Origin of the sequence: Marinilabilia salmonicolor (genome assembly GCF_003003035.1) — a bacterium.
In the GTDB taxonomy this organism is placed as follows: domain Bacteria; phylum Bacteroidota; class Bacteroidia; order Bacteroidales; family Marinilabiliaceae; genus Marinilabilia; species Marinilabilia salmonicolor_A.
The window spans coordinates 38,221-61,428 of the sequence record NZ_PVTS01000009.1 but is presented as its reverse complement, the minus strand read 5'-3'; the positions used below and the strand labels follow the sequence as shown (position 1 = coordinate 61,428).

Below are 23,208 nucleotides of genomic sequence, written 5' to 3'. Positions count from 1 at the left end.
TCCAACCTTTTTTGCCCTTCATCGTCTTTAAAATACCAAAAACAACAAAAAATGCGCAAACAAAGGTTTTATCTGCTAATTTTAGTGACATTGATACTGGGGGCATGTCAAAAAGACGAATTGACATTGCCCGCCAGTGTGGATGTAAACTTCAACCTTACACCCTTTGTTAATAGCGACATCGATTATCAATCAAGTCAGGCACGGCTGAAAAACAGCTCGCTAAACAACAGTGACGTCGTTGAGCAAAACACCCCTCCAGGACTGATAACAAAAATGGAAGTTTTTAAAGCATCCTTTTTCATCTCCGATGTTATTATTGAAGGAATAAGAGAACAGGGTGATGACGTGTATGAGACCATTCCCTTTGATCCTCCCCTGGAAATAAATCTGGACGAGAATAAAACAGCTTCCCAACATCTTTCCTTCGACATTCCACAAGGGGTGTATAAAAAACTCGAGATCAAGCTCTTTTTGGGAACAGAAAACCACCCCGCATTGGAATTCATAGGAGAAGTTACGCCGGGGAAATCGCCAACAGTCACCTTTAATTATCAGTTTAGTGTGAAACAGGAGATAACCATCCGGGCAACCAAAAAAAGTGGAAGACCAGGCGACAACATCATTCTGAAAAAAAATCAGGAGGAGCAGGCATCCTTAATTTTAAATGCTGATCATTTTTTCAAGTATTTCCCCATTCCTTTGTTGGCTCAATATAAAAAGGAAGAACTGACATCAGACAATACCATCAATATAAGCAACAAGAACGAAAAAGACGCGCCCTTTTTTACAGCTATGAGTGAAAGACTTGAAGAGTCTTTTTCTTTAGTTTTTGAATAGCATGAATGGATAAAGAACTGTTTCCTGAAGAGGAGGTAATAGAAGGCTGCAAGAAAAAGAAGCGATATTATCAGGAGTTGTTATATCGCCGTTTTGCCCCGAAAATGTACGGGGTGTGTCTTAGCTATGCCCAAAACCGGGAGCAGGCAAGTGATATTTTGCACGATTCTTTTTTGAAAATATTCAGAAATATTCAATCATACCAAAACAAAGGATCTTTTGAGGGATGGATTCGGCGCATCGTAACCAATACAGCAATAGACCATATCCGACGAAAAAGCAAAAACGTGCCTCTGATTAATGATGAAATCCCGGAAGTGGAAGAAATATACGAGGAACCTGTTGCCATCAGCATGAATGAATTACATCAGCAGGTAGCACGCTTACCTGAGGGAGCCAGAATTGTATTCAACTTATATACTCTGGAAGGTATGACTCACCATGAAATTGCTGAAAAACTGAACATTACAACAGGAACATCCAAGTCGCAATTCAGCAGGGCCCGGCAATTGCTCCAGGGATGGGTAAAAGAATTAATACAGAAAAAAGATGGACTTTCTTAAGTGGTATAAAAACACCGTAGATTCAGGCAAGGAAGAGCCTCCCCGCTACGCCTGGGAAGATATTCAGAATGATCTGGATATTGATCTGGTGTACGAACGTCTGGAAAAATCACTGCAGAAAGACCGGCGCAAAATCTGGATTTGGCGGGCATCTTCTGCGGCAGGAATTCTTTTGTTGCTATCAGTCGGAACAATCCTCCTCAACCGATTCCGACAAACAGCCACGGAACAGCATGTTGCCATTCATTCATCCCCGACCGGTCAGGATCTGCCTCAACAAAGCAGTCTCGAACTGCTACTCCCCCAACCTGAAATCGATTCTCTTGAAAAAATTTCCCATCCCCTTATTCTTCCGGAAGAATACCAGCAAAAAGTATTAAAAACGGCTGCAGATCAAAAAAATATAATTGCAGAATTGCAAACAGAACCGGTAATTGAAAATTTAAAAGTTCATCCGGATTCCCTGCTGCTGAACAGTCCATTTCCGGGTATCCTTTTAACCGAAAACAGTCTCGACATAAGAACCAACAGTGACCGGCTTTCCCCTATGAGTTTCAGCATCCCTGCAGCCAAAATAATGATTAAACATGAGTCTCCTCTTGCGCATATTGAGCTGCCGGAGCAGGAATCATTTGTTCCTGCAAAAAACACAAAGACTCCACTTCTTTCCCGATGCACCATTTTTGCTGTCGGTGAATTGGCCAATACCTGGCTCATCAGTCCGAAAACAAAAGAGGCTTTCGATCCACAAGAATTTACGGCCAACCAAACAACCATAAAACAGAATTACGGTATCGGAATTTCCGGAAACATTACAGAACGCTGGGAAATAATAGGACAATTCAGCCTCGCCAGGCAAAACGGTCAGCATTATAAAGAATATTATCAAGGTAAATATGTCTCTAACAACATTGATCTGGAATATACTGACATCGTTTTAAAAGCCAGGTACCGACCGTTCAAAAGGAACGAAAACCATGCCGTTTCAGCAGGATTCTATACAGCATTTTTAAACAATGCACATCAACTTATCAGTGACGTTAAAACTGATGTATCTTCAGATTATACAGAAAATGACTTTGGGTTGGTTGCCGGATACCAGTATTTTGCTCCTGTAACGGACCAAATAACACTTGCCGCCGGTGTTTTCTACCGACAGGGATTGAAAAACATTTTTGCAGGCAAAAACCTGATTCCCAGAAACCTGAATCAATCCACGAACACATCTTTTAATTTTACACTTTCGGTTGGATACACATTTTCTTTATAATTTTTTCCAACCCTTTGGCAAACCGATCGTCTTTTGAATAGAATAAAATCCGGAAAACCCGGAGTAATTTATTGTATAACCAAAGAAATCAAGGGCAATTATGAAGAAATTAATCTTTCTGACAATCGGGTTAATTACACCATTTCTTTTTTCATCCTGTAACGAGGATGGGAACTCAACCTCGGGAACAGGAACTCTGAAACTTTCCATTACCGATGCCCCAATCGAAACGGATGGCATCACCGCCGTTAACATTGGCGTTAAGGAGGTACAGTACCATATGGAAGGTGAAAAGTGGCAGACGTTTGAAGGATTTGAACCTGATACTTTTAATATTTTGGAGTTGACCGGTGGAGAATCTGAATTATTGGGCCAGTTTGAACTAGGAGCGGGTACCTATACACAATTGCGATTTATTTTAGCAACTCCGGAAGGGAAAGAATCATCAACTATTGACAACCCGGGATGCTATCTTGAATTTGAAGACGGATCAACACAACCACTCTTTGTTCCCAGTGGAGCGCAGACCGGGTATAAAGCTACCGGAAATTTTACAGTTCCTGTAAACGGACAAGTAGCTGTAACAGCCGATTTCGATGCACGTAAATCAGTTGTGAAAGCCGGTAATTCAGGCAAATACATCCTCAAACCAACCATACGGTTAGTGGTGGACAACCAGGCAGGTAGTATCTCAGGAAATGTTGCCAATATTCCTGAAGGAAGTGGCATCATGATTTATGCCTACGAGGATGAAACCTATACTGAAGAGGAGGCTGCTGCTCCGGAAGAAGAAAGTGTAAGATTCCCCAATGCTATTACCAGTTGGGAAGTGGACGAAGAGGGTAATTACACACTGGCATTTTTGGCCCCGGGAGTTTACGATTTGGTAGTTGTAGAAACAATAGATGGTGAATTCAATCAGATATTGAAGGTTGTAGAGGATGTTCAGGTTGAAAGCCTTGAGGAAACAACTTTGGATATAGAGCTATGATCACGTAAAGATGATTCATGAATCATCTTTACATGAATCATCTTTACCGGATCATCTTTATTTTTTTTTGAACTTTTGGGTTAGGTTTAAGTTAGGAAAGCCGGAGGACAAACGTGTCCTCCGGCTTTTTTTTTAGTTATTGAGAATTTCTTCAGCTTACAACTCTTGTAGCTTCAAAGCTCTGAACATTATCTTAACATCTGAATCAGAATGTATCTGCAAGGCAATTCGTCCCTGAGCCTGACCTATCTTTTCATCCTCCAGTTCTATCATTTGCTTACCATTTAGCCACGTAGTCACCTTTGAACCTTCCAATCTTATTCTCAGGGTATTCCACTCGCCATAATTCAGTGCATCCTCTTTTTCTTCCGGTATTTGAATAAGCCAGCCCCTGCCATATGATTCATAAACACCACCAGTATCTTTTCCAGGAGGTGCAATTTCCACTTGCCACCCGGTTATTTTTGTACCTTCCAAAAGGCTTCGGAAAAACAATCCACTGTTTCCATCCTTTACCTGTTTGAATTCCAGGGAAAGGTCAAAATCATTGAAATACCGGGTGGTAGCAAGGTAACCATATTCTTTATCAGGACCGTTTTCTCCAATAATAGCGCCTTCCTCAACATACCATTTTTCACTACCAAACTCTACCCATCCATTGAGGTTATCACCGTTAAAAAGATTAAAAGACTTTGGTTTATCAGGTAGTTCTCTGATTTTAATATTTCTAAACCAGGTTTTACTGCCGTGATCCTGCAGACAGATATGACCTTTCTGCGCCAAGCCGTATTCCGGTGCATTTTCCCATTTCCCACTGTTTTTTAATTCGAACCATTTATCTGTCCATGCTTCAAACTCAACAATCTTAACCCCATTGAGCCAATGCTCCACATGGCCATTGTCAAAAATTATGCGTGAAGTATTCCACTCCCCGGCCTTTTTTATAACCTTCTTATCAGGATCCGCAATATGCATAGCATAATCGGCACCTGTCAACTGCCATTCAGCCAGTTCCTGAGGGAAGTCGAGATCATCTATCATCTGGTATTCAGGACCAGTAAGGTAAGGTGCGGCGAATTTCTCATCTTCAATAACATGATACATTACACCACTATTCCCCTGAGGCTCTATTTTCCAGTCCCACTTGAGTTCAAAGTTTTTGAATTGACGCTCTGAAACAATATCGCCACCAATATCTCCTCCTTTACCCAGGGCTACCAGGCTCTGATCTTCAACAGTCCATCCGACTACTGTATCAGAACCGTTGAACATCTTCCAACCGTTGGTTGAAGAACCGTCAAAAAGAAGCTGCCATCCATCTTTATTTTCAACTTCCGAAAGAGTATTATGAGGCATTGAACACCCCATCAAAACATAAATGGTGATAAAAACCAAAATCAAGATATTCTTCATAATTCATTCGTTTAAAATTTTGTAATCATCTGATAAAAAACTAATTAAAAATTTGAGAACGAATGGAACCGCTTCGCTCTCGCATAATATTTTTTAAACATATTCTTTTGTGATATTTATGCTTAAAAAATATCATGCTCGTTTCATCAGTATAAAATTTGTTTAAGTTATTGGTCTGATGGAACTCACATGAATGGGGTTTATACATGTTCTTTGGTGGATTCCTTGCCATGCTCGTTTCAATAGGTCATTACCAAATTAGGTAAAAAATAGCAGAAATTTGGTAAACTTGCAATCTTACCTACCTTATACATAAAATAGGTAAGATGAAATTTAAAAGAATCAGCAATGAGTATAGAAATCTATCAGAATGATTACGAAGCATTATATACATTTTTCAATTCTATTGTTGACACAAACAGAGTTCTTTTTAATCGTATAATCCCTTTTATACATAAAGGACAATACAACCGCGGAGAGACGATTCTGAGCTATGGAGATATCGAGACACGTTCCAATTTTGTATTAAAAGGAGTGGTCCACCAGTTTATCTATGACGAACTGACCGTAACCACCAATCTTACACCTCAGGGATTGCCATTCAACAGTCTTCAGAGCTACATGGAAAAAAGTCCTTCATTGGAAGTGCATGAAGCTATCACAGATGTACAACTACTGTATATGGAAAAGGAAGATCAGGAAAGATTGTCAAAAACAGATCCTGAGTTTTGCTATTTGTGGTTAAAAATCTATGAAAACATTTTATTGGATCGTGAAAACCGCATGTATTTGTTACAGCACCGCAGTCCCCAAAAAAGATTTCGCCTGTTTCAGGAAAAAGTGGCCCGATGCAATTGGTTGCTCGGCGGAACTCCTGATAAATACATTGCCAGCTACTTAAATATGACTCCCCAACAATATTCCAAAGAGAAAAGAATATATTATTCTGCACAATAACCTGTTGCCATTAGTTATCCTGAGATAACTTTTATATGCCCGGGAACTTATTGTTTTGTGTTATCAAGAGAGACCATGAAATATCACCCTGTTTTTGGTGAATTGGTTTTTCAGGTCCTCTAGGTAATTCACAATCAATAACCATTGAAACTATGTTAAAGAATATCCTTTCTCTACTGCTTTATTGGGGCTTCCTGACTTCGGCTGTTCCCGGGAATGCCTATTTTGAAAAATCACCTGAAATCTACCCCGGCGTCCCTCACTCTTCAATGCATCATTTCCACTCAGGACGATGGAAAGCACCAAAAGCCAATAGGCCCAATGCTGTAACACAACTCGATAGTGTCATTGCTCTTCGTATTAATGAAACCAATCATCAAGAAAAAGAAAAATATTGTAAAGAGTATTTCGTTTATAATACCAGCAACCAATTAAAACATTACATTTTTTCCTTATGGGATAAAACCGCTCAAAAGTGGGGAGAATATCAAAAGGAAACTTACCATTACAATTTCGATGGAAATCTGGAGAAATACATTTTATTCAAGAAATCTGGAGAAGTTTGGATCCCTGCAAGAAAGTATGACTTCCTGATTAACAACGATGAGACGGTTATTGAAATTTCAGAAAATGCAAATGAAACGAGTATGGCATCGATTGCCTCAAAAAAGAATGTAAACAATCAACCATGCGAGTTCCATCAGACCAATAACTTAGATAAATTATTTACTGATGAAAGCAGTTCGGCGGTTTGGGAACCGGTAAACAAATGGATTCAGTATTACAACTCAGGAATGCTGAATCGCGAAACTCAATATTCATGGAATCCGGTGACTGAGACTTGGGACGTAAAGGGAAGAATCATATACAAGTATCTTGGAGAAAGAATTCAGGAAATTGTCAAATGGACCTGGTCTGATTCTGCCACTGCCTGGGTTTATGCAGAAAAACAGTCTTTTCTATATTCAAATATCACCTGGCAATTGATATCAATATCCGGTTATCTCCGGAACGAGTCCCTGCAAAAATGGCAACAGACGACTCTTGAAGGATTTATTTATGATGATGATTTCAATGCAGAAGGACATTCTATAGTGGCAAAAGAAGACGGAAGTAATCAATGGAATGTGCATTTAAAGAACTATTGTACTTACGATTATTCAATTAATGACGTTGATATTATTCTTCCCTGGGAGAATTCGTCTTTCCTACCCTCCTTATTTCATCATCAAATAACCAGCGAAATAGTGCAAACTTACAATTTTGAAGAATTGTTGGATGTGCCTCTACTTGAACGAAGTTATTTCTATTCATCCAAAGATCCGAATACGTCTTCCGAAAATACTAAAGAGGCCGATAGCATAAAAGTCTTTCCAAATCCGGCAAATGATTTTGTTGTGGTAGAATGTCCCGAAAATGCCAGCCATATGGTTTTTGAAATATTTGATCTGACTTCATCCCTGATTATATCGGCCCGGATAATGGGAAGAAGAACCATTGACTTAAGTAACCTCACAAATGGCATTTATTTATATCAGATCAAAGAAAATGGAAACATCAGCACTGGTAAACTCATGGTTTGGTAAAAGGTAAGACATAAGAAATAGATTTAACAACAAATTCATTAACACATCTTAACGCTATTAAGAATTAAACTATTTTAGGACAAAAGCATCTAAATTATCGGATTACAATAACACAAAAAGTTTTGTTATGATGAAAAGATGCTTCCTTTTACTTGCCATACTCTCTCTACTCAGCATTAATCTTCAAGGACAATCGGCACCTCCCCCCGCTGCAAAGGGCAAAATTACGGGAAAAGTTATGGATGCCACAGAAAATGCACCACTCGAATTTGCCACCGTCTCCATTTTCACAACTGATTCGTCGCTCGTAGATGGAGGCATTACCGATGCCAAAGGGGAGTTTCAGTTTGAACTGAATCCCGGCGATTATTACGTGGAAGTGCAATTTGTATCTTATGAAAAACGCACCATCGAAAACGTTAATATTGCCAATCGCAGGGCTTCCGTAGATTTAGGAACCATCCGGTTGCAATCCGCCACCACCAATCTGAACGAAGTAACGGTCCGTGGTGAAAAAAGTGAGATGGTCATTGGTGTTGACCGGAAAATCTTCAATGTGGGAAAAGACCTGAGCAACACCGGGAATTCGGCTGCTGAGATTCTGGACAACATTCCTACAGTGGCTGTTGATGCCGAAGGAAACATTTCGCTGCGTGGTAGTGGCGGAGTACGCATGCTCATTGACGGAAAACCATCAGGCCTCGTTAATTCCGGTGATGCAAGTGCGCTCCAGGCGTTGCAGGGAAACATGATTGAACGCGTGGAAGTAATCACCAATCCCAGCGCTCGCTATGAAGCTGCGGGTATGGTGGGAATCATCAATATTGTTTTGAAAAAAGACGAACGTCGGGGTGTCAATGGCTCGTTTGAAGCCTCCGTGGCTACTCCCGAACGTTATCAGTTTGGCGCCAATGTGAATTTCAGGAGAGAAAAAATTAATTATTTCTTCAATTACGGTCTTCGTTACGGAAACCGATTGGGCGAAGGCTACTCCAACCAGTATTTTCCATTGGTAGAAACGCCCTTTCATACACGCCTCGACCGGGACAGGGAACGCAAAGGTCTCTCGAACAACCTGCGTGGAGGAGCCGACTTTTTCATCAACAGTACAACTACGCTCACGGCTGCAGGAATGTTTGACTACGATACGGATAAAAACTATACCGATGTGGTTTATCACGACTATTATGACAACAATGGTGAACCCGGAACACTCTTTGAGCGCACCCGTCGATACGATGAGGAGATAGAAACAGAATGGGATGTGGAATTTTCATTGAACTTTGAAAAAGTGTTCGACCCCCAAAATGAGGAGCACAAACTAAACATCTTTACACAGTACATTCTGGACGATGAAACAGAAGATTCAGAAATTGAGGAAGAGATGCTGTTCTCGGAAGCCGGCACACTTGATGACATCATTTATCAGCAGGTACTGAATGAAGAAAAAGAGGAGAATTACATGTTTCAGGCCGACTATGTTTATCCCTTTAGCCAAAATGGTCGCTTTGAAGCCGGTGCACGCGGTGAATTCAGGGTTATCAACAATCCTTACGAAGTACAGAATCGTAATGCATCAGGCAACTGGGTAGATGATCCGGAATACACCAATGATTTCAGCTACGATGAAAATATAGTGGCTCTGTATCTTCAAGGATCCAACAAATGGGGCCCTATTAGCACCCAGCTGGGTTTGCGTGGAGAATATACAGGAATCAAAACGCTTTTGAAAACAACAGGAGAAGAGAATGATCGCTCATACCTGGATTTCTTCCCGACTATTCATACCACCTATCATTTCAACAATTACAACTCCTGGCAGATTAGCTATAGCCGACGAATCGACCGCCCGCATTTCTGGCATCTGAATCCGTTCTTCGGCCTCAGTGATTCCCGGAATATACGCCGCGGAAATCCGGATTTGGAACCGGAATATACTGATGCTTACGAAAGCGGTTATGTCTATACTCCCGGAGGTGCATCTTATTATGCAGGCGTATATTACCGCTACACCACCGGCGTGGAAGAACGCATCAACTTTGTAACAGATGACGGTATTACCATTTCAGAACCCCGCAACCTTGCGGAACGACATGCTTATGGTGCTGAAGCAAACATTTCAGTAGATCCCTGGAAATGGTGGAATCTGTCAGGGAATGTCAACTTCTATCGTATGCAAACTGAAGGAAGTTTCGAAGAGAATGGCATTGTCCAGGATTTAGAAAGCGACACCTATTCCTGGGATACCCGTCTCAATTCCCGTATGCGCTGGGACAATGACCTGAGTTTTCAGACCACCTTCTTCTACCGGGGAAAACAGGAAACCACGCAGGGTATCCGCAAACCATTTTATATGATGCATATGTCGCTGAGTAAAGACATCCTGAAAGGAAAAGGAACCCTGACCTTCAATGTGCGCGATGTGCTGAACAGCCGAAAGTTCCGATATGAAATCCATCAACCCAACCTCATATCCACCAACCAATTTCGTTGGAGCACCCGGGAATTCAGGCTTTCATTTATCTATCGTCTGAACCAGAACAAGCGCCAGGGCAGCGGAAGCAGAGATGGTGGAGATGAAGGCGGAGAAGAGATGGGATTTTAATGAGAATAGCACCCGGCTTCAGTCGGGTGACCTCAGGCAAGTCCAAAGCCACCCCGTTAAGCCGGTCTTCAGCCGGCTTCTTAACAAATCAAAAAAGGCCGGTTCGAACATTTTCGAACCGGCCTTTTCCATCTTTGGGTTTTTAGAAACAATTCAAAAAACTACATCTGTCTGAGGTATTCCGAAGCACTCAGTGCCGCAACGGTACCTTCGGCCGTTGCTGTGGTAATCTGTCTGTATCTTTTGTTGATGCAATCGCCGGCAGCAAAAACTCCCGGGATATTGGTTTTCATTTCGCGATCCACCACAAATTCGTTGCGCTCATTCAACTCTACCAAGCCTTTGAATGGCTCTGTATTGGGCAGGTAACCGATAAAAATAAAGGTTCCGTCCACGGCTATATTTTTCTTTTCACCGGTGGGAAGATGCTCCACTGTAAGAGTCTGCAACGAGCCATTACCGGAAAATTCACGGGGTTCTGACTCCATTACAAATTCTATCTTCGGATTTTTACGGGCCTCCTCTACGGCATGCTCAAAAGCCTGAAAATGGTCGAACTGATGAACGATGGTCACTTTTGATGCGAAACTAGTCAGTGTCACAGCCTCTTCAAGGGCTGAATTGCCGCCGCCAATCACCGCAATTTCCTTATCTTTAAAGAAATCTCCGTCGCACGTGGCACAATAGGAGATACCAGTTCCTTTAAAAGTATCCTCACCGGGAATTCCCAACGAACGGGGACGACCTCCCGGGGTCAGAATCACCGTTTTTGCACTGAAAGTACGACCATCTTCCAACTCCACCGATTTCATATCCCCTTCCAGGTGGTACCGGGCAATCTTCGCATTGGACTTGATTTTACAACCAAACGATTTAGCCTGCTTCTTCATGGTATTGGCCAGCACATAACCATTAGTGGTCTCCACCCCGGGATAGTTGGCCACCTCATTGGTCAGCACCATTTGTCCCCCGATGGCTCCGTCATTCAATATCAGCGTTGACAACCGGGCACGGGAGGCATATATCCCGGCGGTGAGGCCGGCAGCTCCTGCGCCGATTATCATTACGTCGTAAGTATCATTCATATTAATTGAAGTGTTTATCAAGTACACTTGTGATTTGATCCATGCTTTGAATACTGCTGGTGGCGTGTGCTACTTTACCGTTTTTGTAATACATGGTAAAAGGAAGTCCCATGAAACCTTGTGCCTCAGGTGCATTGCGAATTACGTGTGCTTCAGGATTATCGAAGGCCATAGAGTAAAACTTCACATTTTCACGCTCCTCTTCCAACTCTTCCATAGCATCATACACGGGAATACACATGGGGCCCATGCGACCACAGCACACCATTACGTTATCATTTTCTGATATAATTTTTTGCAGCTCATCAGCTGATTCAATCTCATGAATTTCTGTTTGTAACATTTTCATATCACTATTCTTTTTGTTTGTTTACAATTTGATGTCAATTTGCTCATTGGGACATCGTTTATTTGACATTGCAAACATACTACGACAGTCTGAGCAGCCCAAGAAATAAGGGCTGTAGCATTCCGGGTTCAAAGCTGAAATTTTTCAGCTTTTTTTATGTCACGGGAGAGTTTGGGGTGCGGGGTTCTGGGTTTGGGGTTCGGGGTTTGGGGTTCTGGGTTCGGGGTTTGGAGTTCGGGGTGCGGGGTTCTGAGTTTAGTTCTGTGTTTGAATTCTCAGTTTTGACTTTGGGGAAAGATGTCTCGGGAAATACACACAGGTGTCAATATTTAGCGGTTCAAGTTGAAACTCGAAACCCCGGACACAAAACACAAAACTCAAAACATAAAACCCCGAACTCCCCTCCCCTCCACCATTTTTTCCTTAACTTTACCATCAAATTCTTAAAAATGAACGCTACATGCCTGATAAAATAAACACAGAGAGCATATTTGACTCAGCCGCCTGCTTTCAGGGACTTTATCCCGAAGAACTGGAAAAACTCAGCGACAGCAAAACGCGTGTACAATATCTCCGGGGAGAAAATGTATTCAAGCAAGGCGCTTTTTCTCCGCATGTCACGTATGTGCTGAGTGGGCTGGTGAGGGTATATCTGCAAACAGGACACAACCGTCAACTGAATATCCGAATGGCAGGGCCGGGTGATTTCCTGTCGTTCAGCTCTGTGTTTGGAGAGAGCACCTATAACTATTCAGCCCTTGCCGTTAAAGATGCCTGGGTTTGCATGATTGAAAAAGATGCCCTCCGGAATTTATTGCAGACCAATGCCGACTTTGCCCTACGGATTGTGTCCCGTAACTGCCGAAACGAAAAACAGCTGTTGGATGTCATCGGAAACCTTTCCTATAAGCAAATGCGGGGAAAACTGGCCTCTGCCCTACTCTACCTCTCTTCAGAATCGTTTATGAAAGAACAGGTATTTCAGCACCTCACCCGGCAGGACATCGCCGACTTTGCAGCCATATCAACAGAAAGCACCATTAAGTTTTTGAAAGAGTTTGAGAGCGAAGGAATCGTAGAACTAAAGAAAAGGGATATTGAAATAACGGATATGAAGAAACTGGAAGTAATGAGCAGGAATAGTTAATCTATAATTTTCAAACACATTAGACACATAAGTAAGAATAAATAAATTAAACCATATAAGGCTTGTAAGTAAATATTGTGAGGAAGATTCATCTAATATTGTTAAAAAAATCATCGACATCGTCAACCCTTTCAGTTTCTCCATTCACAGCATCATTAACCGCTAAAACTGTCCTATTGGAAGGAATATATTCTTTAGAAGAGCTTTCCCCTGCAAATTTTTCAACAACAACAGATTTGTATGTTTTTTCCAGGCTTTTGGCAACATCTAATAATCCCCGACCAACTTTCGTCTTGTCATCAACAATAATTGCAAATCTCATTTTAGAATCTTTTTTTCAAATTTAATAAAAACCCCGACAAAAAATCAACTTTGCCGGGGCTTAAACAAACTCTCAAAAGTAATATACAGATTATTTTTCCCGTTCAAAAGGCCAGGCTGCGATTCCTCCCTCAAGGATTTTCACATTTTTATAGCCGTGATGTTTTAACAGCACAGCTGCTTCGTAACCACGTAGTGAAATCTTACACAGGGTGACAATTTCCTTGTTTTTGTCTTGAGGCAATTCATGAAGTCGCTCTCTTAGTTTTCCGATGGGAATAAGTGTTTCTCCGATACCCAAGCGCATTTGCTCGTACTCATCGGCCCCACGCGCATCCAAAATAAACAGATCCTCCCCTTTATCCACTTTAGCTTTCAAATCAACTGAAGAAATACCATCAAAAATACCTTCCAGTTTGTTTTGCATGATATGAGCCGTGGCAATACTGTGATCAATGGCCAGAGAGAATGGTGGTGCATAAGGAAGATCGGCATTCACCATGTCATCTACAGTCAGGTTACCTTTAATGGCGGTTGCCCAAATGGCTAACTGCTTGCTCACATCTCCGGGGCCCAAAACCTGAGCACCAAGGATTTTCCGGCTCTTACGCTCCACTACCAATTTGGTTATCAGCAACTGCCCGTTCATAAATCCGGGTTTATCAGGACTTGCATTCAACACACGTTCATAATCAAATCCTGCTTCTATTGCCTTGGCTTCCGACAAACCGGTAATACCCACGCCATGATCAAACAGCTTGCAAATACCCGTTTGTATTGTTCCTGGAAATTTGGCAATATTCCCTTTGGTAATATTTTCACCAACAGCACGTCCCTGTAGATTGGCCAGGTCACCGTAAGGTGCCAAAACATTCTTCCCGGTAATGAGATTTTTCACTTCACAGCAATCACCTGCAGCATAAATATCCGGATCATTGGTTTGCATAAACTCATTGGTCGAAATTCCACCAAGTTCTCCAATATTTAAACCTGCTTCTTTGGCAAGTTTCACATTAGGACGCACGCCAATGGCCACAACCGCCAATTCGCAAGGAATTTCTGTTCCATTCTGAAGTTTAACGGCAGTCAGTTTCCCGTTCTCCCCTACAAATTCGGACACCCCGTTTTTGGTGATGACATTGGCCTTGGTTTTCAGATAATTCTCCACCAATTTGGCCATTTTCCAATCGAGAAAAACAAGCAATTGAGGCAAGAGTTCTACCAATGTTAACTCTATACCCGCCAGATGAAGAGCCTCTAAGGTTTCGATACCAATAAGTCCGCCACCGATAACCACAGCCTTCTTAATCTTGCCATCATCACGAACTCTCCGCAAATAATCGGCATCCTGCATCGATTGCAAAGTGGTAATTCCTTCCAGACCAACACCGGGAATGGGCGGCATATTAGGGGTGGCTCCGGTGGTTATCACCAGCTTATCATATTCCTGAGTTCCTTTTTCACCGGTCTCCAGATTGGTATATTCCACCAATTTATTATCCCGATCAATTCGGGTGACTTCTGTATTTACTTTTGCTACGATGCCTTTGGCACTCCAGTAGAACTTAGGATCCCGTACCACTCCGGTAGGCGTACACAACAGTTTATTACGATCATCAAAAAAGCCTCCAACAAAATAGGGATACCCACAGGAAGCCATGGATAAATCGGGAGCTTTCTGAAACATGGTAATTTCTGCAAATTCGTCCATTCGGCGCGCTTTGGCGGCTGCTTTAGGACCGGCGGCTGAGCCACCAATGACAATGATTTTTTTCTTTGACATGGATAAAAAAGTTTTGAGTGTTGAGAATTGGGGTTTGGGATCCGGGTTTTGTGTTCCGGGTTTTAAGTTTTGGGTTCTCAAGTCATAGGTTCCTTGAAATAAAAGTTTGCAATTACAATTGGCTTTAGTATAAAACCACGGGTGAATTTTTTGAGATTGCTTCGGGCGTATCCCTCACAATAACAGGCCGTTGCAGGAATTTCCGGGTTATAGGAGGTGATTTTCGGCTTTGCCGAAAATCACCTCCTATAACCCATTTAAAACCTGTTGAAAAGCGTCATTGCGAGCAACGCGAAGCAATCTCTTAACTTGCTTCTTTACAATCTATCCGGTCAAGGTCGTTAAAGCTACGAGCCAACAACTTTTCCAACTTCCAAAAACGCCTTCATTTGCTCCCACACCATCTTTATAGAGCGAGTTGTTTCACTCCCGGGAGCATATTCAACCACACTTTTTTTATCAACCATTGACTCCACTATATTGGTATCAAACCCCCACCTCCCCAATATAGCAATGTCATTTTCAGTGAGATAGCGTTCAATTTCTTTAGTAATCTCCACAATAATGTCATCCTTATTGATAAAAGCAAACAGCGGAATCTTGAACGAATTCACCAATTCAACAAGCCTTCGGGCATCATGTAATCCGGAGCGTGTCGGTTCAATCACCAGTAAAACCGCATTGGTTCCGGTAACCGATGATATTGCTGAACACCCGATTCCCGGAGGGCCATCGTTTATTACAAAGTCGGCCCCTGTCGCTTTGGCAATTTCACCTGCTTTCCGGCGCACCTCTGTCACCAGCTTTCCGGAGTTCTCTTCACCGGGCCCCATTTTTGCATGAACAAAGGGGCCAAAGCGACTGTCAGAAACGTACCAAAAATTATTCTCACTTCTTTCGGATGTAATAGCTCCTACCGGACAGACCCGTTCGCATAAACGACATCCCTCACACTGAAAGGGATTAATGTACAGTCCACCCTCTTCTCTGTAATGAATGGCATCAAAGTGGCAATGAGATTTACAAATACCGCAATTGGTACATTTATCCTCATCAATGGAAGCGACCCAGGCTCCAAAAAATGTATGAGTCTCCTTCACCTCAGGATTTAAAATCAGATGTAAATCGGCGGCATCCACATCGTTGTCGCAGAATACAGCATTCTCCGCAACCGATGCGATGGCGGCCGTCACACTGGTTTTTCCGGCACCGCCCTTACCACTTAAAATAGTTACTTCCTTCATATTGCAGATAACGCTCTTCTATTGATTTTACAATATTTAAATATGATTCCGTAGTTTCCGGATCAATATCAGTCAACAAATCACCGGATGCATATTTCCCTGCGTAGGCTTTATTAAAAGGGATTTCAGCAAGAATATCGATATTCTGTTCATTCAGAAATTCATAAATATCCCGATTGCCCAGTCCCGCTTTATTAATGACAACTCCAAAAGGCTTATCCAGATCAATTAACAATTCAACCATCAACATCAAATCGTTCAGGCCAAAAGGTGTAGGTTCGGTAACCAGGACCACATAATCCACATCGGCTACCGTCTCCACAACAGGACAACTGGTACCCGGAGGGGCATCATACAAAACCACATCGTAATCCTCGGTGATGGATTTTTTTAGTTCTTTAATCATCAACGTTTGCATCGCCGAGCCCACTTTCAGGTTTCCTTCAGCCAATCCTCCACCAACTCCGGTGTCCATGCGGGTAATTTCTCCAACAGGGACCGGCTTTTCGTTAATGGCTCCATCCTGACAAGCCACACTACACGCTCCACAAGAGTGACACAAAGAAGCATTGACCTCGGCAAAACCGGCAGGAGGCAAAACCACAATGGCATTGAACTCGCAATACTCCACACATTTGCGGCAAAAAGTACATTTATCGGTATCAATTTCCGGAACCATCTGATGAACCTTCGTTTGAGAGGCTACTTTTGCATCCGGAAAGAAAATCCGGTCGTTGGGTTCCTCCACATCACAATCGGCCAGCAAAACTGCGGATGTCAATTGATTGGCAATGGCATTTTGCAAGTTGACAGAAACAGTAGTCTTGCCCGTACCTCCCTTACCGCTGGCAATAGCTATTCTATAGGACATAAAATGTGTTTTAAATCTTCATTCAAAGGGTATAGGGGGCAGCTCTTAGCTCTTGGCTCTTAGCTCTTGGTTCTAAGCTCTTGGCTCCTGGCTCATAGCTCATAATTTACGACTGTCGGGTTATGGCAGATTGCTTCGTAACCGTTTTCCTTTACCTTCACCACAATCGCCTTTGCGTCTTTTACCCATTCCCTCGCCTATTTTGCCAGATGGTGTTTCTCCATCTTTTTTGGTGCAACGTCCCAGATTTCTTCCCGTCCGCGGACCTTGTCCCTCTGGGCCTGTATGATCCATTTTTGGCATATCCTTATCCTTTAATTCGTTCCACGATATCTTTAATGGTCAAATCATCCTCTTCGATAATAACCATCTGCACATTGAATTTTTCCAATAAATCCTTGGCTTTGGGTCCAAAATCTCCGGAAATAACTTTTCCGGCTCCCAGCTCCACTGTTTTCTCAGCTGCTTTAGTACCGGCACCACCGGTAGCATTTACATTTTCATTTTCAAAGAATTCTGTTTTCCCGGTTTGTTCATCCAGAATACAAAACCAGGCTGCACGTCCATAGCGCTTATCAAAGGAAGCATCTAAGCTTCCACCTGTCGATGTTATTAGTGTTTTCATATATCAAGTATTAATTTTAGTTTCCCAAAATGCCCTCATTACCCGCAAACGCCAATCGGTCGCAGCAGATAAAAGGCCTACGCTGATCCGATCGGATTTTTCCATCCCTTTTTCCATCCTGCCATCCAACCTTTCGACCATCCGGTACTCCATGCCCTTTGCCCAATCCCATGCTCTGGCCTATTTTACAGCCTCAACATTAGAAGACCGGCAAACGGGACAATTATGTTCACTGGCAGTCTGCGGAATAGTAAAGCGCGCATTACAGTTATTGCATATCAACCAGCTTTTATCAAGATAAGCATGCCCATAAACAGCTTTTATCTCCTTCACCTCCACCAAAGCCAAAGCAACTTTTCGTCTGGCTCTCTCATAAATTCTGGCAAAAGTGGCTCTTGACACACCCATAACCCGGGAGGCTTCCAGATGATTCATCAGGTCAAAATCGGCCAGCTTTAGTGCTTCATATTCTTCATAAAGCAACTCCACAGGACTCCCTGAAGCATTCTGATTGCCATAGGGTTTATATCCCTTAAACCCTGGTGGCTTTACCACCTTTCTCAATGATTTTGGTCTTGCCATAAACGAACTATTGTTCATACAAAGGTAATGAGAATATTCTCATAACAAAGAAAAAGAGAAAAAAACAGATATTAGAAATTAGAGGTTAGATAATTAGAGATGGGTGCATTATTCTGAAATCAACACTTCTCTAAACTTCTGCAATCGAATGATAGCAGATATTTTGAAAAGCGAAGTTTAAGATTGCATGGTTTCACCCGATTTAACTAATCTGATTTCGCAGTTACCACTGATATTGCTTTTTTCGCAGCATCAGCACCAAGTTTAAGTAATTCATCGGCGCGATGAAAATCGAAAGTGCTGGCAGAATCGGCAGGAATATCAATGACAATATCGGGCTTAAAACGATCAATATTTATTTTGGCAAGCTTATGAATCATTGCAGCAGAACTGGTGGTTAGCAGGGAAATATATCCCAGACTTTTTTTGTCACCTGTAGCCACCAAATTTGAGAAGGCTGCAAACAAACCTCCCTCTACTTGTTTGGGTTTGTTTTTATCATTGTCACCAACAAGCTCGGCTTTGGGTTGCTTTTCTCCGTATAAATTTACTACTACAAGCAAATCTGCCTCAGTACGATGCACATGTTCAATGGGAATGGGATTCAGAATACCACCATCAACCAAAAAGGTTCCATCGTAGTTTACCGGGGTGAACATCGCAGGAATAGCAATGGAAGCTCTGGCAGCTCTGTAAAAACTCCCTTTATTGAAAACAATTTCTTTTTCATTAAGTATGTCAGAGGCCACCGCAGTGAATGGAAGCGACATATCTTCAATCTTCACATCCGGAATGAACTCTTTCATTTTATCAAATACACGTTCTCCCTTCAAAAGGCCATTTGAAGTAAAAGAAAAATCCATTAATCCCCATACCGATCGGCGGTCCAGTGTCTTTATCCAATTGGTATAATCCTCCAGTTTCCCCATTGCCAGAAGTCCTCCAATTACCGCTCCAATGGAAGAACCGGAAACTGAAGTAATATTATATCCCTGACGCTTCAGTTCCTCAATGGCACCAATATGTGCAATTCCTTTAGCTCCCCCGCTGGAAAGTACAAGGGCTATACTCTTTTTATCTTTCATGGAATATTTTTTTGAACGTTCCTTCTCCGTAACCAACGAAATTAATAAACATCCAACAACCCCCACGAATTGAACTAAAAATTTTCACTACTGACCGAGTAAAATAAAATGGATTTAATGAAGACCTGTATTTATTTGCGTTCTGAAAACTTTTACACAGTTCAAAGGTAGGTTCGCATCAAAGAAATTCCGTTAAGAAAACCAGATTGTTTTTCGTTAAGAAATCCGAATTGTTTGAGCGAAGCGAGTTTTCGGATTTTAGAAAAACAATCTGATTTTTAGGAATTTCTTTGCGCGACGGCATTTTTTGTTTACTTTTTTTTGCTGTAGAATTGGAGCGAAGCGTAAATCGTGAACACCTTATAATTTTTATCTCGTGAACAAAAAAAGTAAAAGCCTGCGCGGCTTGAGCGCAATAAGTTAAATGTTTTTTTGTCAGACAGTAGTGAAAAATTTTCTAAAAATGGTTATTGACCAAATCTTTCATGATATGGTGGTTACCAATGACATATTTTTGTCATCAAATTATTCTCCCGTTCCCTCTTTGTGAGTCAATACATCAACATTTTCCCGAAAAGTTTCCTTATTATTGCCAATGGGGTTTAAAAAGGGAAGCCCTCCGCCTCACAACAAACAAAAATCCAAAAAAAAAACATTATGTTGTTCCGAAAAACAGTCGCCATTGAACCCATATCCCTGATTCCTGAAGCAGAAGAGCAATTACACTCCTTTGCAAAAGAGGTGATTTTATATCCGGATATTCCGGGGGGAGATGAGGAAATTGCAAGCCGTATTGGAGATGCGGATGCGGTTCTGCTCAGCTACACCTCTCTGCTGACTAAAGAGGCACTGGAAAAATGTCCAAATGTAAAGTATATCGGCATGGCATGCTCCCTCTACTCCCCCGATAGTGCCAACGTTGACATCCGTTATGCCAACAGCCGCGGAATTACAGTGACCGGCATTCGTGATTACGGAGATGAAGGCGTGGTGGAATATGTGATTAGCGAACTGGTGCGTTGCCTGCATGGATTCGGTCAAACTCCATGGTATAATATGCCCAGAGAAATCACCGGACTAAAGGTGGGGATTGTCGGACTGGGCAAACTGGGAGGAATGATTGCAGATGCATTAAATTTTTTTGGTGCTGAGATTTCATATTTTGCCAGAAGTGAAAAAGAAGAGGCCAAAGTTAAAGGATATCAGTTTCTTCCACTGCAACAGTTGCTTGGCAAAAATGAGGTAATCATTTGCTGCCTCAACAAAAACACAGTTTTGCTACACAACCATGAATTTGAGGCATTGGGGAATAAAAAAATCCTTATGAACACCGGTTTGTCCCCGGCATGGGATGAAAAACCCTTTTTTAAATGGCTGGAAAAAGACAATCTTTGCCTATGCGACAGCACCGGAGCCCTGGGTAGCGAACATCTTCTCAAACATCCAAATGTAAGATGTATGGAGGTATCCTCCGGACGAACAAGTCAGGCATTCACCCGGTTAAGCAATAAAGTTATTGACAACCTGTCGGCTTTCACAGGAATCAAAATACAATAGGCGAGGCAAGGTTAAGCAAGGTGCTTACTACTGACCATCCGGCAATTTCAGGTGTGGCGCTGAATACATCAACGACAGCGTGCACCTGACTATTTTTGATTTCCACGCGCTGTCTGTCCCCTACAAACTCAGGGGTAGAATGCATGGTAACTTTCAGCTTTTCAGGGCCAACAGTTGCCAGGGAAGCAGCCACAGCCACATTAAGCCCGGTTGGAAAGGTTTGGATTGCTTCGCGGGCTGTTCCTGAGAAAACCTCAGTATTTTTCGTCTCCATTTCAGGAGTGTAAAGTGCTGATTTTCGAAGAGCACTCACCCCTTTTTCATTATAGAAACTTGCCGAAGCATTGCCCATCAGTGCAGCCGTTCTTAACACATCAAAACCACCGGTAGCACCACTTACAATATGCACCTTCGCATTGTGTGCAGAAGCAGTTTTGGTCACATCCTCATAAAATGAAGTATCTGCTAAAGCCCCAATCGATAAAGTGATTATGGATGTTCCATTTTTGAGAGTAGGAACAGCCAGTTCTTTCATTGCTGCAGGAGTTGCAGCTTCCACCAGATAATCGGGATTTAAAGAAAGGAGTTCCTCCAGGGTTCCACAAGCTTTACACTCCCTGCCATTGCGTTCCATTTTTGAGGCAAGACGCTCTGCACTTTCAGCAGTCCGGGAGTACACTCCTACCAATTCATATTCAGGCAGCAATCCCTGAATTACTGCATCAACGACTATCTCACTGAGTTTGCCGCAACCGGCAATGACTATTTTTTTCATAATTCGCATTACAATTATGTACCAAACTATACCCCAATCAAAAAATCCATAAAACAGGTGCAAATACTGATTTGTTGAAAACACAAAATTAATAAATCCTGTCACAAACCGACTAAACCCTTTAATACAGATTCATTGCGAGCAGAGCGAAGCAATCTTCTTTCAAAACATTAGCAACCTAAGTAATTGGTATTAACTATCCATCCTTATAATATATAGAAGACAAGCTGCAACATTAAATGCAACAGCCTGCCGCAATAAGCACTCATCCCCTCAAAAAAATTATCTTTGTGAAAACGACAATCAAAAGCAATACAATCCATGAGAATTCTCCATACATCAGACTGGCATTTGGGCAAACGGCTCGAAAGTTTTTCGCGACTGGAAGAACAAAAAGAGGTGCTGAATGAAATCTGCACCATTGCCGATAAAGAAAACGCTGAAGCCATTGTTGTTGCAGGTGACTTATTCGACACTTTTAACCCCTCCACCGAGGCAGTGGACCTGTTCTACAAATCGTTAAAAAGACTAACCAACAACGGCCACCGACCGGTTATTGCAATAGCGGGTAATCACGACTCGCCGGACCGTATTGAGGCTCCCGACCCGCTGGCACGGGAATGCGGAATTATATTCGCCGGTTTTCCCAATTCAAAAGTTTCACCTTTCTCCCTTGAAAGCGGCCTTCAAATCAGTCGCTCAGACCTGGGATTTTTGGAAATTCGGCTACCGGGCGATCATCCCCCACTCAGAGTTGTGACAACCCCTTACGCCAATGAGCTTCGATTGAAAACCTTTCTTGCCCATGACAACAAAGAAGCTTCTTTACGGCAGGTGCTGCGTGATTCATGGCAGGCAACCGCAGACAAATATTGCGATGACAAGGGCATCAACCTGTTGATAACTCACCTTTTCATGATGCAGGAAGGCACAAAAATGCCTGAAGAACCGGAAGATGAGAAGCCCATTCTTTATGTTGGAGGAGCTCAACCGATATTTTCATCGGATATCCCTGAAAATATCCAATACACAGCACTTGGCCATCTCCACAGATATCAGGAAGTAAAAGGTGCCAACGGTCCGGCAGTTTATACCGGCAGTCCCCTTGCTTACAGCTTTGCCGAAGCCAACCAACAGAAATATGTTTCCCTGATTGATGCAGAACCCGGGAAACCTGTATCAACCAGGCAAATTGAACTAAAAAGTGGTCGAAGACTATTGCGCAAACGATTTGAAGACATCGACCAGGCTATCCGATGGCTCACTGAAAATCAGAAGGTGTACGTGGAATTGACACTGGTGTCGGATACCTACCTCAAAACGGAAGACCGAAAAAGAATCTATAGCGTCCACGATGGCATTGTCACCATCATCCCTGAAGTCACCAATAGCAATCCTGACGAAACACCCGATGGCCCCGCCATTGATATGGAAAAAAGCATGCCTGAACTTTTTGAGGACTTTTTTATCCACCACAAAGGGCAGCAACCCAATGAACGAATTAAGGAGTTGTTTAAAGAAATAATAGGGGCCCCCTAAATCCCCCCAAGGGACTCGAA

23 protein-coding genes are annotated in these 23,208 nt (G+C 42.3%); 10 read left to right on the top strand and 13 right to left on the bottom strand.

The features are described 5' to 3' along the window. Window positions 1-51 precede the first annotated feature (51 nt). The 4 genes from BY457_RS10620 to BY457_RS10605 all read left to right on the top strand — a co-directional run bounded on the left by BY457_RS10620 (window position 52) and on the right by BY457_RS10605 (window position 3,664). The gene (locus tag BY457_RS10620; protein WP_106153308.1) at window positions 52-840 is read left to right on the top strand and encodes a hypothetical protein; all 789 of its coding nucleotides are present in this window, start codon (window positions 52-54) and stop codon (window positions 838-840) included. 5 nt (window positions 841-845) lie between these two features. Then, window positions 846-1,403 carry an RNA polymerase sigma factor gene (locus BY457_RS10615; RefSeq protein ID WP_106153307.1) on the top strand — a complete coding sequence of 186 codons (558 nt, stop codon included), beginning with the start codon at window positions 846-848 and terminating at the stop codon, window positions 1,401-1,403. Further along, window positions 1,390-2,673 (top strand): outer membrane beta-barrel protein, encoded by a 1,284-nt coding sequence (locus tag BY457_RS10610; RefSeq protein WP_106153306.1) that lies wholly within the window; start codon window positions 1,390-1,392, stop codon window positions 2,671-2,673. Before BY457_RS10615 ends, BY457_RS10610 begins: the two co-directional genes overlap by 14 nt. A 100-nt stretch (window positions 2,674-2,773) precedes the next feature. Next, entirely contained in the window at window positions 2,774-3,664 is an 891-nt protein-coding gene (locus tag BY457_RS10605) for a DUF4382 domain-containing protein (protein ID WP_106153305.1), read from the top strand. 156 nt (window positions 3,665-3,820) lie between these two features. Here BY457_RS10605 and BY457_RS10600 read toward each other — a convergent pair whose 3' ends face one another. Then, on the bottom strand, window positions 3,821-5,077 hold the full coding sequence (locus BY457_RS10600) for a 3-keto-disaccharide hydrolase (RefSeq protein ID WP_106153304.1): 1,257 nt from the start codon (window positions 5,075-5,077) through the stop codon (window positions 3,821-3,823). A gap of 348 nt (window positions 5,078-5,425) precedes the next feature. Between BY457_RS10600 and BY457_RS10595 the strand changes: the two genes are divergently transcribed. The 3 genes from BY457_RS10595 to BY457_RS10585 all read left to right on the top strand — a co-directional run bounded on the left by BY457_RS10595 (window position 5,426) and on the right by BY457_RS10585 (window position 10,225). Then, entirely contained in the window at window positions 5,426-6,034 is a 609-nt protein-coding gene (locus tag BY457_RS10595; RefSeq protein WP_106153303.1) for a Crp/Fnr family transcriptional regulator, read from the top strand. Between the two features lie 152 nt (window positions 6,035-6,186). Continuing rightward, entirely contained in the window at window positions 6,187-7,620 is a 1,434-nt protein-coding gene (locus BY457_RS10590) for a T9SS type A sorting domain-containing protein (RefSeq protein WP_106153302.1), read from the top strand. A gap of 127 nt (window positions 7,621-7,747) precedes the next feature. Beyond that, window positions 7,748-10,225 (top strand): outer membrane beta-barrel family protein, encoded by a 2,478-nt coding sequence (locus tag BY457_RS10585; RefSeq protein WP_258176694.1) that lies wholly within the window; start codon window positions 7,748-7,750, stop codon window positions 10,223-10,225. 161 nt (window positions 10,226-10,386) lie between these two features. Here BY457_RS10585 and trxB read toward each other — a convergent pair whose 3' ends face one another. Beyond that, window positions 10,387-11,310, bottom strand: a complete 924-nt coding sequence (gene trxB / locus BY457_RS10580; protein WP_106153301.1) for a thioredoxin-disulfide reductase — start codon at window positions 11,308-11,310, stop codon at window positions 10,387-10,389. 1 nt (window position 11,311) lies between these two features. Continuing rightward, the gene (locus BY457_RS10575) at window positions 11,312-11,659 is read right to left on the bottom strand and encodes a hypothetical protein (RefSeq protein WP_106153300.1); all 348 of its coding nucleotides are present in this window, start codon (window positions 11,657-11,659) and stop codon (window positions 11,312-11,314) included. A gap of 460 nt (window positions 11,660-12,119) precedes the next feature. Here BY457_RS10575 and BY457_RS10565 point away from each other — a divergent pair, with 460 nt between their 5' ends. Further along, window positions 12,120-12,806, top strand: a complete 687-nt coding sequence (locus tag BY457_RS10565; RefSeq protein WP_106153298.1) for a Crp/Fnr family transcriptional regulator — start codon at window positions 12,120-12,122, stop codon at window positions 12,804-12,806. A gap of 88 nt (window positions 12,807-12,894) precedes the next feature. On the opposite strand, the gene BY457_RS10560 is transcribed toward BY457_RS10565, so the two are convergent. From BY457_RS10560 to BY457_RS10525, 9 genes are all read right to left on the bottom strand, one after another. After that, entirely contained in the window at window positions 12,895-13,128 is a 234-nt protein-coding gene (locus BY457_RS10560) for a hypothetical protein (RefSeq protein ID WP_106153297.1), read from the bottom strand. A gap of 90 nt (window positions 13,129-13,218) precedes the next feature. Then, window positions 13,219-14,910 (bottom strand): FAD-dependent oxidoreductase, encoded by a 1,692-nt coding sequence (locus BY457_RS10555; RefSeq protein WP_106153296.1) that lies wholly within the window; start codon window positions 14,908-14,910, stop codon window positions 13,219-13,221. Window positions 14,911-15,257: 347 nt separating this feature from the next. Next, a complete protein-coding gene (locus tag BY457_RS10550; protein ID WP_106153295.1) occupies window positions 15,258-16,154 on the bottom strand; it encodes an ATP-binding protein in 897 nt (298 codons plus the stop codon). After that, window positions 16,126-17,025 (bottom strand): ATP-binding protein, encoded by a 900-nt coding sequence (locus BY457_RS10545; RefSeq protein ID WP_106153294.1) that lies wholly within the window; start codon window positions 17,023-17,025, stop codon window positions 16,126-16,128. Before BY457_RS10545 ends, BY457_RS10550 begins: the two co-directional genes overlap by 29 nt. A gap of 120 nt (window positions 17,026-17,145) precedes the next feature. Then, window positions 17,146-17,328, bottom strand: a complete 183-nt coding sequence (locus tag BY457_RS10540; RefSeq protein ID WP_106153293.1) for a DUF5320 domain-containing protein — start codon at window positions 17,326-17,328, stop codon at window positions 17,146-17,148. Between the two features lie 4 nt (window positions 17,329-17,332). Further along, window positions 17,333-17,650 (bottom strand): NifB/NifX family molybdenum-iron cluster-binding protein, encoded by a 318-nt coding sequence (locus tag BY457_RS10535; protein ID WP_106153292.1) that lies wholly within the window; start codon window positions 17,648-17,650, stop codon window positions 17,333-17,335. A 16-nt stretch (window positions 17,651-17,666) separates the two neighbouring features. Beyond that, complete coding sequence (locus tag BY457_RS19010) at window positions 17,667-17,822, bottom strand: hypothetical protein (RefSeq protein ID WP_181256456.1); 156 nt, start codon at window positions 17,820-17,822, stop codon at window positions 17,667-17,669. An 8-nt stretch (window positions 17,823-17,830) separates the two neighbouring features. Further along, window positions 17,831-18,232 carry a DUF134 domain-containing protein gene (locus tag BY457_RS10530; RefSeq protein ID WP_181256455.1) on the bottom strand — a complete coding sequence of 134 codons (402 nt, stop codon included), beginning with the start codon at window positions 18,230-18,232 and terminating at the stop codon, window positions 17,831-17,833. 206 nt (window positions 18,233-18,438) lie between these two features. Next, window positions 18,439-19,317 (bottom strand): patatin-like phospholipase family protein, encoded by an 879-nt coding sequence (locus BY457_RS10525; protein WP_106153291.1) that lies wholly within the window; start codon window positions 19,315-19,317, stop codon window positions 18,439-18,441. A gap of 657 nt (window positions 19,318-19,974) precedes the next feature. Here BY457_RS10525 and BY457_RS10520 point away from each other — a divergent pair. Further along, window positions 19,975-20,874 carry an NAD(P)-dependent oxidoreductase gene (locus BY457_RS10520; protein WP_219885155.1) on the top strand — a complete coding sequence of 300 codons (900 nt, stop codon included), beginning with the start codon at window positions 19,975-19,977 and terminating at the stop codon, window positions 20,872-20,874. Here the strand turns inward: BY457_RS10520 and BY457_RS10515 are convergent. Further along, on the bottom strand, window positions 20,861-21,649 hold the full coding sequence (locus BY457_RS10515) for an aspartate dehydrogenase domain-containing protein (protein ID WP_106153409.1): 789 nt from the start codon (window positions 21,647-21,649) through the stop codon (window positions 20,861-20,863). The genes BY457_RS10520 and BY457_RS10515 overlap by 14 nt on opposite strands. A gap of 321 nt (window positions 21,650-21,970) precedes the next feature. On the opposite strand from BY457_RS10515, the gene BY457_RS10510 reads away from it, so the two are divergent. Further along, a complete protein-coding gene (locus tag BY457_RS10510) occupies window positions 21,971-23,188 on the top strand; it encodes a metallophosphoesterase family protein (protein WP_106153290.1) in 1,218 nt (405 codons plus the stop codon). The last annotated feature ends 20 nt before the right edge of the window (window positions 23,189-23,208 follow it).

Bases quoted from the DNA above. Each gene is read 5' to 3' on its own strand.
- BY457_RS10620 (WP_106153308.1), top strand. From the start codon at position 52: ATGCGCAAACAAAGGTTTTATCTGCTAATTTTAGTGACATTGATACTG.
- BY457_RS10615 (WP_106153307.1), top strand. From the start codon at position 846: ATGGATAAAGAACTGTTTCCTGAAGAGGAGGTAATAGAAGGCTGCAAG.
- BY457_RS10610 (WP_106153306.1), top strand. From the start codon at position 1,390: ATGGACTTTCTTAAGTGGTATAAAAACACCGTAGATTCAGGCAAGGAA.
- BY457_RS10605 (WP_106153305.1), top strand. From the start codon at position 2,774: ATGAAGAAATTAATCTTTCTGACAATCGGGTTAATTACACCATTTCTT.
- BY457_RS10600 (WP_106153304.1), bottom strand. From the start codon at position 5,077: ATGAAGAATATCTTGATTTTGGTTTTTATCACCATTTATGTTTTGATG.
- BY457_RS10595 (WP_106153303.1), top strand. From the start codon at position 5,426: ATGAGTATAGAAATCTATCAGAATGATTACGAAGCATTATATACATTT.
- BY457_RS10590 (WP_106153302.1), top strand. From the start codon at position 6,187: ATGTTAAAGAATATCCTTTCTCTACTGCTTTATTGGGGCTTCCTGACT.
- BY457_RS10585 (WP_258176694.1), top strand. From the start codon at position 7,748: ATGATGAAAAGATGCTTCCTTTTACTTGCCATACTCTCTCTACTCAGC.
- trxB (WP_106153301.1), bottom strand. From the start codon at position 11,310: ATGAATGATACTTACGACGTAATGATAATCGGCGCAGGAGCTGCCGGC.
- BY457_RS10575 (WP_106153300.1), bottom strand. From the start codon at position 11,659: ATGAAAATGTTACAAACAGAAATTCATGAGATTGAATCAGCTGATGAG.
- BY457_RS10565 (WP_106153298.1), top strand. From the start codon at position 12,120: ATGCCTGATAAAATAAACACAGAGAGCATATTTGACTCAGCCGCCTGC.
- BY457_RS10560 (WP_106153297.1), bottom strand. From the start codon at position 13,128: ATGAGATTTGCAATTATTGTTGATGACAAGACGAAAGTTGGTCGGGGA.
- BY457_RS10555 (WP_106153296.1), bottom strand. From the start codon at position 14,910: ATGTCAAAGAAAAAAATCATTGTCATTGGTGGCTCAGCCGCCGGTCCT.
- BY457_RS10550 (WP_106153295.1), bottom strand. From the start codon at position 16,154: ATGAAGGAAGTAACTATTTTAAGTGGTAAGGGCGGTGCCGGAAAAACC.
- BY457_RS10545 (WP_106153294.1), bottom strand. From the start codon at position 17,025: ATGTCCTATAGAATAGCTATTGCCAGCGGTAAGGGAGGTACGGGCAAG.
- BY457_RS10540 (WP_106153293.1), bottom strand. From the start codon at position 17,328: ATGCCAAAAATGGATCATACAGGCCCAGAGGGACAAGGTCCGCGGACG.
- BY457_RS10535 (WP_106153292.1), bottom strand. From the start codon at position 17,650: ATGAAAACACTAATAACATCGACAGGTGGAAGCTTAGATGCTTCCTTT.
- BY457_RS19010 (WP_181256456.1), bottom strand. From the start codon at position 17,822: ATGGGATTGGGCAAAGGGCATGGAGTACCGGATGGTCGAAAGGTTGGA.
- BY457_RS10530 (WP_181256455.1), bottom strand. From the start codon at position 18,232: ATGGCAAGACCAAAATCATTGAGAAAGGTGGTAAAGCCACCAGGGTTT.
- BY457_RS10525 (WP_106153291.1), bottom strand. From the start codon at position 19,317: ATGAAAGATAAAAAGAGTATAGCCCTTGTACTTTCCAGCGGGGGAGCT.
- BY457_RS10520 (WP_219885155.1), top strand. From the start codon at position 19,975: ATGTTGTTCCGAAAAACAGTCGCCATTGAACCCATATCCCTGATTCCT.
- BY457_RS10515 (WP_106153409.1), bottom strand. From the start codon at position 21,649: ATGAAAAAAATAGTCATTGCCGGTTGCGGCAAACTCAGTGAGATAGTC.
- BY457_RS10510 (WP_106153290.1), top strand. From the start codon at position 21,971: ATGAGAATTCTCCATACATCAGACTGGCATTTGGGCAAACGGCTCGAA.